The following is a 13,026-nucleotide window of genomic DNA, read 5'->3' as shown; positions in this document are numbered from 1 at the left end:
GCTCTGACCACATAGAGGTCACAACCCTCCGCATAGATGCGGCGGACAGCGAGGGCAACGTGTCGGCTTTCCGGTCCAGCCACGATGCCGCAGAACAGCTGCCACCTTGTCAGCGGTCGTGCACGGCCGAACGTATATCTGACCCCAACCCAGACGCAGGGTGTGCTGCTTGCCGAAAACAGCTGCGTCGAGATCGCGTTCCAGGTCGCGGTCCCGTGACTGCGGATCGTCGTGGCCGAAGCGACCATCGAGCTCGATGATCTGGCCGAACTCGTGGTACTCCACGTCGCGGAAGCCTGGTCTGCCGACGGTGGTCGGAGCCTGCCGCCGGGGTCGGGGTAATCCGTGCGGCCGCTCGACGCGCGTGAGGTAGGCATGCTCGAGGACCGAACAGGTTCCGGTCGCCACGTCCGCCAGCACCTCGCCGATGAGCGAGCGCCGCGCAAGGCGCCGCCGCCCCGACAGCGCCAGCTGAAGGCGCGGCGGGGTGGTCAGCCTCGCCTGAACGGCGTCGGCCAGAGTGGCGATCGTATCGATCTCGCGCCGGGCTGCGGCCGCGACGTCGAGGACCGCGTGTTCCACGCGTACTCGCGGCGGACGCATATTCCACTGAACTCGCTCCTCCAGACCTGCGCAGCGGTGCACAACGATCCCGCGTCGGTCGGCGACTCTGGCTTCGCGATCCACGGCGACATGGATAGGACCCGACATCGATAGCTCGAGTCCGGCTGCGCACAGGGCGGATTCGTGACTCAACGCGGCGCGCGGCAGGGCGAGGACAGCAATCCAGGCGCGCTGACGCCAGGTGAGTGCACCGGTGTGGGTGATGTATACGCCCGGCTCGACGGCAACCCAGGTGCCCCGCCGGAGTTTGCGGCGGACGAACGCGGCCGGCAGTCCGCAGGCGAGCACTTGCTTGCGGGTGATGACCCCATTCTGTTGGCCGAGTAACTCGTCGAGAAGAGATGCACTCGTGGTGGAGGGCGCGCGAGCGGGCATGGGGTTGAGTGTGGACGTCGTCGCAGGCCTAGATGCCGCCGAGAGCCTCTCGCGCCGCTACTCCTGTGGATGATCGGCAAATGTGGACAAAGTGGAGGGTTGTGACCGCTATGTGGTCACAACCCTCCACACTGAAAGCCGTCCGGGCTATCGGGCTCCCGCTACCGCAGCGCGTTCGTTCAAGTGCTACACCCCGGCGTTGGCGTCCTGCTTCTTCTTGAGTTCCAGGGCGATGTCGATGAGCTGGTCCTCTTGACCGCCGACGAGCTTGCGGTTGCCCGCCTCGATGAGGATGTCCGCGGCGGAGACACCGTACTTCTCGGCGTGGCCCTCCGCGTGCTTGAGGAAGGAGCTGTAGCAGCCGGCGTAGCCCATCATCATCGCCGGGCGGTCGACCAGGCACTCACTGGGCATGACCGGGCGGACGACGTCCTGCGCCGCGTCGGCGATCTTGAGGAAGTCGACGCCGGTCTTGATGCCCAGCTTGTCGCACACGCCCACGAAGGCCTCGGTCGGCGTGTTGCCCGCGCCGGCGCCGAACCGGCGGATCGAGCCGTCGATCTGCTGCGCCCCGGCCCGGATCGCCAGGACCGAGTTGGCCACCGCGACGTCGAGGTTCTCGTGACCGTGGAACCCGACCATCGCGTCGTCGCCCAGTTCGGCGACCACCGCCGCAACCCGGTCGGAGACCTGCTCGAGCACCATCGCACCCGCCGAGTCGACGACGTAGACGCACTGACAGCCGGCGTCGGCCATGATGCGCGCCTGCTTGGCCAACACCTCCGGCGGCTGGCTGTGGCTCATCATCAAGAACCCGACCGTCTCCAGGCCGAGCTCGCGGGCCAGCCCGAAGTGCTGGATCGACACGTCGGCCTCGGTGCAGTGGGTGGCGATGCGGCAGATCTGCCCGCCGTTGTCACGCGCCTCGATGATGTCGTCCTTGATCCCGAGGCCGGGCAGCATGAGGAAGGCGATCTTCGCGTTCTTGGCCGTCTCGGCGGCCGCCTTGATCAACTGCTGCTCGGGGGTCTTGGAGAACCCGTAGTTGAACGACGACCCACCCAGGCCGTCGCCGTGGGTCACCTCGATGACCGGCACCCCGGCCCCGTCGAGCGCGGCGACGATGTCGCGCACCTCCTGCTCGGTGAACTGGTGGCGCTTGTGGTGCGATCCGTCGCGCAGCGACGAGTCGGTGATCCGGATGTCCAGGGTGTCGGAGTAGGGCCGCGCGTTGGCCATCAAGTCGCTCATGGTTTCTCTCACTTCCCCGCCACAGCGGCAGATTCGGCCGTCGTCAGCTTGGACTTGGCGATTTCCTCGCCCACCTTGGTGGCGGCGGCGGTCATGATGTCCAGGTTCCCGGCGTAGGGCGGCAGGAAGTCGCCGGCCCCCTCCACCTCGACGAAGATCGACACCCGGGCGTGCCCGCCGTTGAGGACGCTCGGCGGATCGAACTGCGGATCCTGCAGCAACCGGTAGCCCGGCACGTACTCCTGGATGTCCTTCTCGCGCTGGTGGATGGCCGCGGCGATCGCGTCGGTGTCGGCGTCGGCGGGGATCGCACAGAAGATGGTGTCGCGCATGATCATCGGCGGATCGGCGGGGTTGAGGATGATGATCGCCTTGCCGCGCTGTGCACCGCCGATGGTCTCGATCCCGCGCGAGGTGGTCTTGGTGAATTCGTCGATGTTGGCGCGGGTACCCGGCCCGGCGGACTCGCTCGACACCGACGCGACGATTTCGGCGTAGGGAACCGGCACCACCGAGGAGACGGCGTGCACCATCGGGATGGTGGCCTGACCGCCGCAGGTGATCATGTTGGTGTTGGGGGCGTCGAGGTGTTCGCGCAGGTTCGCCGGCGGCACGACGGCCGGTCCGACGGCGGCCGGCGTGAGGTCGATCGCGGTGATCCCGGCCGCCTCATACTTCGGCGCGTACTCGCGGTGCACGTAGGCACTGGTCGCCTCGAAGATCAGGTCGGGCTTCTCCGCCGACGCCAACAGTTCGTCGGCACCACCGCTCATGGTGATCAGGCCGTGGTCGGCCGCGCGCTTCATGCCTTCGGAGTCGGCGTCGATACCGACCATCCAGCGCGGTTCGATGACCGACGATCGTTCGAGCTTGTACATCAGATCGGTGCCGATGTTGCCCGAGCCGATGATCGCCGCACTCAGTTTGGCGCTCATATGAGCCTCCGTTTCTCCAGGCTGTGTGGAAGTCGTTGGTGGAATCAGGTCAGGTGAAGTCGAGGGTGACGCTGCCGAGTCCGGCGAACTCGGCGACGAAGTGGTCGCCGCTGCCGATGTCGATCGCGCGCGTCGCGGTGCCCGGCAGGATGACGTCGCCCTTGCGCAGGCGCACGCCGAACGTGGACACCTTGTTCGCCAGCCAGGACACGGCGTTGAGCGGGTGCCCCAACACCGCCGACGAGTTGCCCTTCGCGACCACCTCGCCGTTGCGGGTCAGGGTGGCGTCGATGTCGCCGGTGTCGATGTCGGCGATGGCGACGCGCTGCTGGCCGAGGATCCACCCGCACGACGACGCGTTGTCGGCGATCGTGTCGGGCAGGGTGATCTGCCAATCCCGGATGCGCGAGTCGATCAGCTCGATCGACGGCACCACCCATTCGATCGCCGCGACGACGTCCTCGTTGGTGCAGCCCTCGCCGGGCAGGTCCTCGCCGAGGATGAACCCGACCTCCACCTCCACGCGCGGGAAGCACAACGACGAGAAGTCGATCGGCTTGCCCTCGAAGTACTGCATGTCGTCGAGCAGGTGCCCGTAGTCGGGCTCGTCGACGTTCATCATCTTCTGCATGGCCTCCGACGCCAGGCCCACCTTGTGCCCGGCGACCGCGGCCCCCGCGTCGAGGCGGCGACGGATGTTGATCAGCTGGATCTCGTAGGCGTCGACGACGTCGAGATCGGGATGGGAGGCCGTCGGCGGGTCGATGGCGACGGCGGTCGCCTCCGCCTGCGCGAGGTCGGCGGCGATCTGCGCGCGGACCGGGTCAGCGACGGCCATGGTCTCTCCTCGTAACAATGTGCGAACTGGTTACTGTTTTTACACCTCGACCGGCCATCGCATAGCGGTCTAGCTGCTATAGCCGTCGTTCCCGCCAATACTATAACGTGTTCTAATTATTGGGTAGATTGACTGGGTCGGGACACACGCGCCCACCGACCGCGGAGAGGACTACTATGACCACGCCCGAAGAGGCCGGAAACGAATACGACGTCGTCGTCGTCGGCGCCGGCGCCGCAGGCATGAGCGCGGCGCTCACCGCCGCGACGCAGGGGCTGAAGACGGTGCTGATCGAGAAGTCCCCGTACTGGGGCGGATCCACGTCGCGCTCCGGCGGCGGCGTGTGGATCCCCAACAACTCGGTCCTCAAGCGCGACGGCGTCGACGACACCGTCGAGAAGGCGCGCGAGTACGTCCACGCCATCATCGGCGAGCACGCACCGGCGGCGAAGATCGACACCTACATCGACCGCGGCCCCGAGGCGCTGGACTACCTGATGGCCCACGCCCCGCTGGAGTTGGAGTGGGTGAAGAACTACTCCGACTACTACCCGGAGGCCCCCGGCGGACGGCTCGGCGGCCGCTCGGTCGAGCCCAAGCCCTTCGACGCGCGGCGCCTCGGCGACGACCTGGCGACGCTGCACCCGCAGTACACCAAGGCCCCGCTGAACATGGTCGTGCTGCAGAGTGACTACCGGTGGATGAACATCGGCATGCGCCACCCGCGCGGCATCGCGAAGATGGCCAAGGTCGCCTCGCGGTTCAGCTGGTCGAAGTTCCGCAACAAGAAACTCATCGCCATGGGCGCCGCGCTGACCGCCGAGTTGCTGCTCGGCCTGCGCCAGGCCGGGGTGCCGATCCGCCTCAACACCGCGCTGGTCGACCTGGTCACCGACGACAACGGCGCGGTCACCGGCGTCATCACCGAGTCCGACGGGCAGCGCGGCGAGATCCGCGCCCGTTACGGCGTGATCCTCGGGTCGGGCGGCTTCGAGCACAACGACGAGATGCGCAAGCGCTACCAGCGCGCACCGATCGGCACCGAGTGGACCACCGGGGCGCCGACGAACACCGGCGACGGCATCAACGCCGGCATCAAGGCCGGCGCCGACGTGGCCCTGATGGACGACGCCTGGTGGGGCCCGACGATCCCACTGCCCAAGGGCCCCTGGTTCGCCCTGTCGGAGCGGTCGGTCCCCGGCACGTTCATCGTCAACGAGCGCGGCGAACGGTTCATGAACGAGTCCCTCCCGTACGTCGAGGCGGTGCACCAGATGTACGGCGGCGACTACGGCCACGGCGACGGCCCGGGCGCGAACGTCCCGGCCTGGCTGATCATGGACTCCCGCTGCCGCAGTCGCTACCTGTTCGCCGGCCTGCCGGCCAAGCAGCCGATCCCGAAACGCTGGCTCGAGTCCGGCGTCGTGGTGAAGGCCGGCACCATCGCCGAGCTCGCCGAGAAGACCGGGCTGCCCGCCGAGCAGCTCGCGGCGACGACCGCCCGGTTCAACGGCTTCGCCCACGCCGGCGTCGACGAGGACTTCGGCCGCGGCAACAGCGGCTACGACCACTACTACGGCGACATCACCAACAAGCCGAACCCGAGCCTCGGCCCGGTCGACAAGGCGCCGTTCTTCGCGGTCAAAATGGTCCCCGGCGACCTGGGCACCAAGGGCGGGATCGTCACCGACGAGCACGCCCGTGCGCTGCGCGCCGACGGGTCGGTCATCGAGGGCCTCTACGCCTCGGGCAACACCAGCGCCCCGGTGATGGGCCACACCTACGCCGGACCGGGCGCGACGATCGGACCGGCGATGGTCTTCGGCTACCTCGCCGCCCTCGACGCCAAGGCGAAGGCCGACGCCGCCGCCTCGCCGGCCACTGCGGGCAAGGAGAGCTGATGCCCATCGATCCCACCGTCGCACTCGGCGCCGAACTGCCCGAGGTGACGTTCAGCTGGACCGCTTCCGACGTCGCGCTGTACCACCTCGCGGTAGGTGCCGCGGCCGACCCGATGGACACCGCCGGACTCGCCTACGTCGACGACGCGGCCCCAAAGGTGCTGCCGACCTTCGCCACCGTCGCCGCGAGCTTCCACGCGACCGAGCCGCCGAAGGTCAGCTTCCCCGGCATCGACATCGACCTGGCCAAGGTGGTGCACGGCAGCCAGCAGGTCACCGCGCACCGGGCGCTGCCCGCCGCCGGGACCGCGACGACCCGCACGACGATCGCCGAACTGCAGGACAAGGGCTCGGCCGCGGTGATCGTGCAGGAGTCGGTCACCGTCGACGAGAGCGGCGACCCGCTGTGGACCGCCCGCTCGGCCATCTTCGCCAAGGGCGAGGGCGGATTCGGCGGCGACCGTGGCGCCTCGTCGCGCGTGGAGTTCCCCGACCGGACCGCCGATCACCGCATCGAGGTGGCGACCCGGCCGAACCAGGCCCTGCTCTACCGGCTGTGCGGCGACCGCAATCCGCTGCACTCCGATCCGGCCTTCGCCCAGCGCGCCGGGTTCGACCGGCCGATCCTGCACGGGTTGTGCTCCTACGGCAGCGTCGCGCGCGCCATCGTCGACGAATTGCTCGGCGGCGACGTCACCGCGTTGGCCGACTTCTCCGCCTCCTTTGCCGGCATCGTGCTGCCCGGCGAGACCCTCGTCGTCGACGTGTGGGACACCGGGGACCGACTGTTGGCCACCGCGACGGTGGCCGAACGCGGTGCCCCGGCGCTGGCCAACGTCGTCTGCGCGGTCAACCGGCAGCGGCGGCGATGACCGCGACGGAGACGAACCCGGCCGTACCGGCGTGGTTCGCCGAGGCCCTCGACACCCGGCCCACCCACGGCACCCTCGTCGTCGACGACGCCGAGATCGCCTACCGGGTGTGGGACCGGCGGGAGGGCGACGGCGACCCCCGCGGGATCGTGCTCGTCCACGGCGGCGCGGCCCACGCCGGGTGGTGGGACCACATCGGGCCGCAGTTGGCCCGGACGCACCGGGTCGTCGCCTTCGACCTGTCCGGGCACGGGGACAGCGAATGGCGCGAGGGCTACACCTATGACCGATGGGCCGACGAACTCGTCGCCGTCGCGGCGGCGGTCGGCATCGTCGACGACCTCGTCGTCGTCGGGCACAGCATGGGCGGCATCGTCGCGATGCGCGCCGCGGTGCGCCACCCGGAGGTGGTCACCGACGTGGTGATCGTGGATTCGGAACTCTTCGACGCCGCCGACATCGCCCGGATGATGGAGCACGGCGCCCCCACCGACACGATGATCCCCCGCGAACCGCGCCGCTACGCCACCCGCGACGAGGCGCTGGCCCGCTACCGGCTGCTGCCCGAACAGGAGACACTCCCCTATATCCGCGACCATGTCGCCGCCGGGTCGGTGACCCGCGACGAGAAGGGGTGGCGGTGGAAGTTCGACCGCAGCTTCCCGACCCTTTTGACCGATCCCACCCCGGTGCCGCCGCCGACGTGCACCCTGGCTATCGTTCGAGCCGAGCACGGTGTCATGGATCCGTCGCGCGCGCAGGCACTGCACGACTCGCGCAGCGACGGCACCGCCACGCTGGTCACCCTGGCCGGCGCGGGACACCACGTCATGCTCGACCGTCCGCTAGAACTACTCGCCGAGCTCCGCGACGTGCTCGGCGATCGACAGGAGTGACATGGGGAACTTTGACTCGGCCCTCGGCGCCAACCGGAACAAGACCGTCGACGACCTGGTGTCGGTGATCGACGCCGAGGTCGCCGACCAGTCGGGAATCTCGGGGGCCGCGGTCAAGGCCGCCTACGCCGCCGCGCAAAAGGTGAAGCCGGGCGTGGTGCGCAACGCGACCAACGCCATGCTCGACGACTTCCTCACCGCCCTGTCCCCACTGTGGGACAGCAAGCCCGCCGGGACGGGCTTCGGCGCCCATCTGGCCGCCAACGGCGACCAGGCGGCAGAAGCGTTGCTCGCGGTGACCGATGCCCAGGCATCGGACGCCAAGCCCGCATTGGCGAAGGCCTACAACTCCCTGCGCGGAAAGGCGAAGGGGTACGTCCTCGCCGCCCTGCCCCGCGTCGGGGACGCGATCGAGCAGAACGTCTAGTCGTGCCGGTCAGACTGCGGAGATCGTGATGACGACGAGCCCCACGATGACGGCGATCAACGCCGACAACATCGAGAGCACGCGCCACATCCGCACTCGGACCGCATCGGAGTCAGTGACTTCTCTGGTAGCCATGACTGCCTACTTTCCGTCGTCCCGGCCTCTGGACTATCGGAGCTCCGACCAGGAACTTGTTGCTCCAGTGACTAATGTGACACAGTTCATTCTCAGGTTCACGCACTGTGGGCCCGTGTCGCGAAATACCCGAATCGTTGAAGACGTTGTCGCGCAGGCGGAATTTCCCACCCGTCGCGGTCGGCGTGATGGTGAACACCACCGGTCCGGTCGGACTGTGCGACACCAGCTTGTTGCCACGGACCGTCGCGTCCTGCGAGGCGGGGACGCTGCCGTACGGCGTCTTGGTGACCGCAGTGTAGACGTATTCTCCGCCGGCGATCTGGGCGGCGGCATCCGGGGCGGCGACGCCGGTACCCACCAGGGCGGCACCCGTCGTCGCAACGGCCAGGGCGATGGAGCTCAGTTTCTTGGTCATAGTGCCCATGAGCTTAAGCCGAGTGCCCTCGAACGGGAATGGCCGAGTGGGGTTTTCCTCTCGCGGGCGCAAAGCGAGCCCTAACGGCAGGCGGGCCGCTCGGGCGGGCCCGACCGCGGGCCGTCGAGACGGACGGTGATGAACCGCGGGCGGTAGATCGTCGGGTCGCGGTAAACGTCGCCGCCGACCGCGGTGTCGAGACTGTTGACGTTGTAAGAGACGACCACCTCGTTCGAGGTCGAGAACTCCGGATGGGCGTGCGCGTTGTAGGTGTAGACGTCGGGGTCGCGGTACCGACCGGACGCCCCGGTCTCCGGAGTCCGGTACAGCAGCCGGGGGGCGCCAAACGGGCCCGTCGGCGACGACCCATACCGCCCGACGATGCGGTCGGACAGTCCCGGGCCACCCTCGGTGGTGACGAGGAGGTAGACCCCGGGCCGCACCGCGTGCACCGACAGTTCGGCCGACACGTCCTGCGCGACCGGTACCGACGTGCCCCGCCCGTCCGGTCCGGCCGGGCGCCAGCCGGTCCCGTCGAAGTAGGACAACGGTGCCCGCAGATCGGCTCCGTCCACCCGCGCCACGTGCAACCGTTTGTGCGCGCCGGCACCTTCCACCCCATAGAGGTAGGTGTGGTCCCGCGCGGGGGCGACCCACTGCCCCCACTGGATGCCGCGGGTGTCGTGCAGCGGCGTGATCGAGGTCGGACGGGAGAGGTCGTCGGGATCGAACCGGGCCACCGACGAGCCGCGGAACCCCCAGTCGAACGGCCCCGGACCGGTGGTGCGCCACTTCCCCAGCGGCACCTGGAGCGAGCCGCCGAGATAGGTGGCCGCACCGAGCCAATACCAGCTGTCGGCGTCGGTCGGCGAGAGCAGCGAAGCCGGCGCCCCCGGGGTTCCACCGACCACCGTCCGCAGCCCGCCGCGCGCGTCGCGCACGACGAAGGAGTTGTGCACGAACGGCGCATCCGCCGACCGCTGCGCGCCCGCGGCCGAGGACAGGAAGGTGTCGGAGAAGGCGAACAGTTCGCGCTCGTCCGGGAGCGCCGTCGTCCACGTCGAGTCCCCGCCGCTCCACCCGGCACCCGCGTTGCCGAACCGGTCGATGGCGGCGTTGAGGCATCCCAACGGCTGCGCCGACAGCACCCGCGGCCACACCGGGCCGACCGGCGACAGCGTCCCGGCCGCCCACGGCATCCCCACCAGCGCGGCGACGACGACGAGGACGACCGCCACCCGCAGCCACCGCCTACCCATGGCGGCCAATCGTAGATCGGTCAGGCGGAGACAGTCGCTTCTGCCGCCGATTTGGCCCACTTGTAGTCGGCCTTGCCGGCCGGCGTGCGGCGGACCTCGTCGACGAACACGACGGTGCGCGGCACCTTGTACCCGGCGAGCTGGCTCCGGCAGTGCTCCTGCACATCCTCCAGCGACGGCTCGTCGTGCCCGTCGGCGACGCGGGCGACCGCCGCGACGCGCTGGCCGTACTTGGCGTCGGGGACCGGCACCACCAGGGCGTCGGCGATGGCCGGGTGGGCGTGCAGCACGGCCTCGACCTCTTCGGCGTAGACCTTCTCACCGCCGGTATTGATGCACTGCGAGCCGCGGCCCAGGAACACGATCGAGCCGTCCTCCTCGACGTAGCCCATGTCGCCGAGCACCGAGATGCGCGTGCCGTCGGCCATCACCGGGAAGGTGCGCGCGGTCTTCTCCTCGTCCTTGTAGTAGCCGAGCGGGATGTTGCCGATGCGCGCGATGTAGCCGACCTCCCCGGGCGTGGTGATCTTCCGGTTGCGCTCGTCGACGACCATCATCCGGTCGCTCGGCGGCACCTTGAGGTTGCCGTTCTCGTCCATCATGATCTCGCCGTCGTTGCCCGACTCCGACGCGCCGAAGTTGTCGCGCAGCAGCAGACCCTCCTTGACGGCCACCAGCCGGTCGCGCACGTGCTGGCTCCAGATGGCCCCGCCAGAGGCGATGGAGAACAGCGACGACAGGTCGACCGAGTCCTTCAGCTTTTCCATCTGCTCGACGAGCGGCAGCCCCATGGCATCCCCGACGATGAGGATGATCTGGGTCTGGTCGCGTTCGATGTTGCGGACGATCTGCTCGGCGTTGAAGTCGCGTTCGAGGATCAGCCGCCCACCCAGCGAGAGGAAGGTGAACAGCGAATACGACGCCGCACCGTGCATGAGCGGTGCGGCGAGCAGGAAGGCGATGGACGGGAAGTCCTTCACCGCGGCGGCGATCTCCTCGTAGTCCTTGCGCGGGTCACCGTAGGGGTTGCCGCCGGAGATCGGCTTGCGGAAGAAGTCGTCGTGGCGCCACATGACTCCCTTCGGGTACCCGGTGGTGCCACCGGTGTAGAGCAGGTACAGCTCGTCGCCGGTGCGCGGCTCGAAGTCCCGCTCGACCGGGTAGCCGCCGACCTCGTCGAAGGAGACGAGGGCGACCTCGCGGTCGGCCAGCGCCGCCACCGCATCGCGCAGTTCGGCGGTGATCTCACCGACGACGAACACCGCGCGCACCAGCGGGAGCTTGCCGATCAGGCGCGCCACGCTGGCCTGGTGCTCGGGCAGTTCGACGACGATGGCGGCCGAGTCGGAGTTGTCGAAGATGTACTCCAGCTCGGCGTCGGTGTAGCGGTAGTTCACGTTGACCGGGACGGCGCGCAGTTTGATCGTGGCCAGCAGGCTCTGCACGTGCTCGGGCGAGTTCTTGAGGAACAGCGCGACCTTGTCGTTGGCGCCGATGCCCTGGGCGGCGAAGAAGTGGCCGACCTGGTTGGCCTGCCGGTCCATCTCGGCATAGGTGGTCTGGTTGCCCTCATAGCTGAGGACGATCCGGTCGGGGACCGAGTCGGCGACCGTTTCGAAGACGTCGGCGAGGTTGAACTTCATTGGTGGTGACTCCCTTGTCGATGTTCGTTGGCTGTGGGTCTGACTAGTCCGCGGTGAGGACGAGGCCGCTGGTGGGCACGCCGGTTCCGGCGGTGACGACGATCTTGGTCAGGTCGGGCACCTGGTTGACCGAGGTTCCCCGCACCTGGCGGACGGCCTCGGCGATCCCGTTCATCCCGTGGATGTAGGCCTCGCCGAGCTGACCGCCGTGGGTGTTGAGCGGCAGTCGGCCGCCCACCTCGAGGGCCCCGGGCTCGGCGATGAAATCCTTGGCCTCCCCGCGACCGCAGAAGCCGAGTTCCTCCAGCTGCATCAGGGTGTACGGCGTGAAGTGGTCGTAGAGGATGGCGGCGTCCATGTCCTCGGGCGCCAACCCCGCCTGGTCCCACAGCTGTCGGCCGACCAAGCCCATCTCCGGCAGGCCGGCGAGCTCGTCGCGGTAATAGCTGGTCATGATGTATTGGTCGTGGCCGCTGCCCGACGCCGCTCCGGCGATCACCGCCGGCGGGTGCGGCAAGTCCTTGGCCCGCTCGGCGGAGACGATCACGAGGGCGACGCCGCCGTCGGATTCCTGGCAGCAGTCGAGCAGGTGCAGCGGCTCGGCGATGTAGCGCGAGTTCTGGTGGTCTTCCAGGGTGATCGGCTTGCCGTAGAAGAAGGCGTTCGGGTTGTTCGCGGCGTGGCGCCGGTCGACGACGGCGATCCGGCCGAAGTCCTCGCTGCTCGCCCCGTATTCGTGCATGTAGCGCTGGGCGACCATCGCGACGAAGGCCGCGGGGGTGGACAGCCCGTGGGGATACGAGAAGGCGTTGTCGGTTCCCGACGAGGTGGCCTGCGTGGCCACCGCCGTGCTGACCTGTCCGAAGCGGTTGCCCGACCGCTCGTTGAACGCGCGGTAGGCGACGACCACGTCGCACACACCGGTCGCCACCGCCATCGCCGCCTGTTGCACGGTCGAGCAGGCAGCACCGCCGCCGTAGTGGATCCGGGAGAAGTAGGTCAGATCGCCGAGCCCGGCCGCGCGTGCGACGGCGACCTCCATGTTGGTGTCCATGGTGAAAGTGACCAGGCCGTCGACGTCGGCGGGGGCCAGCCCCGCGTCGGCGATCGCCGCGGTGACCGCCTCGGCCGCCAGGCGCAGCTCGGTGCGCCCGGAGTCCTTGGAGAAGTCGGTGGCGCCGATGCCCGCGATCGCCGCGGTGCCGGAGAGGCTCATCGTGACACTCCTTCGGTCGGCAGCTCCACCGTCACCGTCGAGACGACGTGCTTGCCGAGGCTGTTGGTCCCGGTGACCGCGACCGTCGCGGTGTTCCCGTTTTGTCCGATTACCTCACCGGTGAAGGTCAGCGTGTCATACGCGTACCAGGGCACGCCGAGCTTCAGCGCGATCGAGGTGATGCGCGCGCTCGGACCGGCCCAATCGGTGACGAACCGCTCGACCAGGCCGGTGTC

13 protein-coding genes are annotated in these 13,026 nt (G+C 68.8%); 4 read left to right on the top strand and 9 right to left on the bottom strand.

Going from position 1 to position 13,026, the window contains the following annotated elements; all coding sequences use genetic code 11:
* Window positions 1-18: 18 nt before the first annotated feature.
* The 4 genes from nbrcactino_RS04270 to nbrcactino_RS04255 form a co-directional block, all read right to left on the bottom strand.
* Window positions 19-999: a type IV toxin-antitoxin system AbiEi family antitoxin domain-containing protein gene (locus nbrcactino_RS04270; RefSeq protein WP_161926237.1), complete on the bottom strand. Its 981-nt coding sequence runs from the start codon at window positions 997-999 to the stop codon at window positions 19-21.
* Window positions 1,000-1,185: 186 nt separating this feature from the next.
* Window positions 1,186-2,250 (bottom strand): 4-hydroxy-2-oxovalerate aldolase, encoded by a 1,065-nt coding sequence (dmpG, locus tag nbrcactino_RS04265; RefSeq protein ID WP_161926236.1) that lies wholly within the window; start codon window positions 2,248-2,250, stop codon window positions 1,186-1,188.
* A gap of 8 nt (window positions 2,251-2,258) precedes the next feature.
* Window positions 2,259-3,185: an acetaldehyde dehydrogenase (acetylating) gene (locus nbrcactino_RS04260; RefSeq protein WP_161926235.1), complete on the bottom strand. Its 927-nt coding sequence runs from the start codon at window positions 3,183-3,185 to the stop codon at window positions 2,259-2,261.
* 49 nt (window positions 3,186-3,234) lie between these two features.
* Window positions 3,235-4,023 (bottom strand): 2-keto-4-pentenoate hydratase, encoded by a 789-nt coding sequence (locus tag nbrcactino_RS04255; protein ID WP_161926234.1) that lies wholly within the window; start codon window positions 4,021-4,023, stop codon window positions 3,235-3,237.
* Between the two features lie 176 nt (window positions 4,024-4,199).
* On the opposite strand from nbrcactino_RS04255, the gene kstD reads away from it, so the two are divergent.
* The 4 genes from kstD to nbrcactino_RS04235 are packed head-to-tail and all read left to right on the top strand — an operon-like array spanning window position 4,200 to window position 8,119.
* On the top strand, window positions 4,200-5,924 hold the full coding sequence (gene kstD, locus nbrcactino_RS04250; protein WP_161926233.1) for a 3-oxosteroid 1-dehydrogenase: 1,725 nt from the start codon (window positions 4,200-4,202) through the stop codon (window positions 5,922-5,924).
* A complete protein-coding gene (gene chsH3 / locus nbrcactino_RS04245; RefSeq protein ID WP_161926232.1) occupies window positions 5,924-6,796 on the top strand; it encodes an enoyl-CoA hydratase ChsH3 in 873 nt (290 codons plus the stop codon). The genes kstD and chsH3 overlap by 1 nt, the downstream gene beginning before the upstream one ends.
* Window positions 6,793-7,692 (top strand): alpha/beta fold hydrolase, encoded by a 900-nt coding sequence (locus nbrcactino_RS04240; RefSeq protein WP_161926231.1) that lies wholly within the window; start codon window positions 6,793-6,795, stop codon window positions 7,690-7,692. Before chsH3 ends, nbrcactino_RS04240 begins: the two co-directional genes overlap by 4 nt.
* A 1-nt stretch (window position 7,693) precedes the next feature.
* Window positions 7,694-8,119: a DUF6918 family protein gene (locus tag nbrcactino_RS04235; protein ID WP_161926230.1), complete on the top strand. Its 426-nt coding sequence runs from the start codon at window positions 7,694-7,696 to the stop codon at window positions 8,117-8,119.
* Window positions 8,120-8,128: 9 nt separating this feature from the next.
* Here the strand turns inward: nbrcactino_RS04235 and nbrcactino_RS18330 are convergent, their stop codons facing one another.
* From nbrcactino_RS18330 to nbrcactino_RS04215, 5 genes are all read right to left on the bottom strand, one after another.
* Entirely contained in the window at window positions 8,129-8,254 is a 126-nt protein-coding gene (locus tag nbrcactino_RS18330; protein WP_267130393.1) for a hypothetical protein, read from the bottom strand.
* Window positions 8,232-8,672, bottom strand: a complete 441-nt coding sequence (locus nbrcactino_RS04230) for a hypothetical protein (protein ID WP_161926229.1) — start codon at window positions 8,670-8,672, stop codon at window positions 8,232-8,234. Before nbrcactino_RS04230 ends, nbrcactino_RS18330 begins: the two co-directional genes overlap by 23 nt.
* 80 nt (window positions 8,673-8,752) lie before the next feature.
* Window positions 8,753-9,931, bottom strand: a complete 1,179-nt coding sequence (locus tag nbrcactino_RS04225) for a DUF5005 domain-containing protein (RefSeq protein WP_161926228.1) — start codon at window positions 9,929-9,931, stop codon at window positions 8,753-8,755.
* 20 nt (window positions 9,932-9,951) lie between these two features.
* Window positions 9,952-11,574: an AMP-binding protein gene (locus nbrcactino_RS04220; protein WP_161926227.1), complete on the bottom strand. Its 1,623-nt coding sequence runs from the start codon at window positions 11,572-11,574 to the stop codon at window positions 9,952-9,954.
* Between the two features lie 43 nt (window positions 11,575-11,617).
* The gene (locus nbrcactino_RS04215; RefSeq protein WP_161926226.1) at window positions 11,618-12,790 is read right to left on the bottom strand and encodes a lipid-transfer protein; all 1,173 of its coding nucleotides are present in this window, start codon (window positions 12,788-12,790) and stop codon (window positions 11,618-11,620) included.
* Between the last annotated feature and the right edge of the window lie 236 nt (window positions 12,791-13,026).

The organism is Gordonia crocea (assembly GCF_009932435.1).
Classification (GTDB): domain Bacteria; phylum Actinomycetota; class Actinomycetes; order Mycobacteriales; family Mycobacteriaceae; genus Gordonia; species Gordonia crocea.
This window is presented reverse-complemented; position numbering and strand designations above follow the sequence as displayed.

Coding starts and splice junctions, on each gene's coding strand:
- nbrcactino_RS04240 (WP_161926231.1), top strand. CDS start 6,793: ATGACCGCGACGGAGACGAACCCGGCCGTACCGGCGTGGTTCGCCGAG.
- nbrcactino_RS04225 (WP_161926228.1), bottom strand. CDS start 9,931: ATGGGTAGGCGGTGGCTGCGGGTGGCGGTCGTCCTCGTCGTCGTCGCC.
- nbrcactino_RS04260 (WP_161926235.1), bottom strand. CDS start 3,185: ATGAGCGCCAAACTGAGTGCGGCGATCATCGGCTCGGGCAACATCGGC.
- chsH3 (WP_161926232.1), top strand. CDS start 5,924: ATGCCCATCGATCCCACCGTCGCACTCGGCGCCGAACTGCCCGAGGTG.
- kstD (WP_161926233.1), top strand. CDS start 4,200: ATGACCACGCCCGAAGAGGCCGGAAACGAATACGACGTCGTCGTCGTC.
- nbrcactino_RS04230 (WP_161926229.1), bottom strand. CDS start 8,672: ATGACCAAGAAACTGAGCTCCATCGCCCTGGCCGTTGCGACGACGGGT.
- nbrcactino_RS04215 (WP_161926226.1), bottom strand. CDS start 12,790: ATGAGCCTCTCCGGCACCGCGGCGATCGCGGGCATCGGCGCCACCGAC.
- dmpG (WP_161926236.1), bottom strand. CDS start 2,250: ATGAGCGACTTGATGGCCAACGCGCGGCCCTACTCCGACACCCTGGAC.
- nbrcactino_RS04220 (WP_161926227.1), bottom strand. CDS start 11,574: ATGAAGTTCAACCTCGCCGACGTCTTCGAAACGGTCGCCGACTCGGTC.
- nbrcactino_RS18330 (WP_267130393.1), bottom strand. CDS start 8,254: ATGGCTACCAGAGAAGTCACTGACTCCGATGCGGTCCGAGTGCGGATG.
- nbrcactino_RS04255 (WP_161926234.1), bottom strand. CDS start 4,023: ATGGCCGTCGCTGACCCGGTCCGCGCGCAGATCGCCGCCGACCTCGCG.
- nbrcactino_RS04235 (WP_161926230.1), top strand. CDS start 7,694: ATGGGGAACTTTGACTCGGCCCTCGGCGCCAACCGGAACAAGACCGTC.
- nbrcactino_RS04270 (WP_161926237.1), bottom strand. CDS start 999: ATGCCCGCTCGCGCGCCCTCCACCACGAGTGCATCTCTTCTCGACGAG.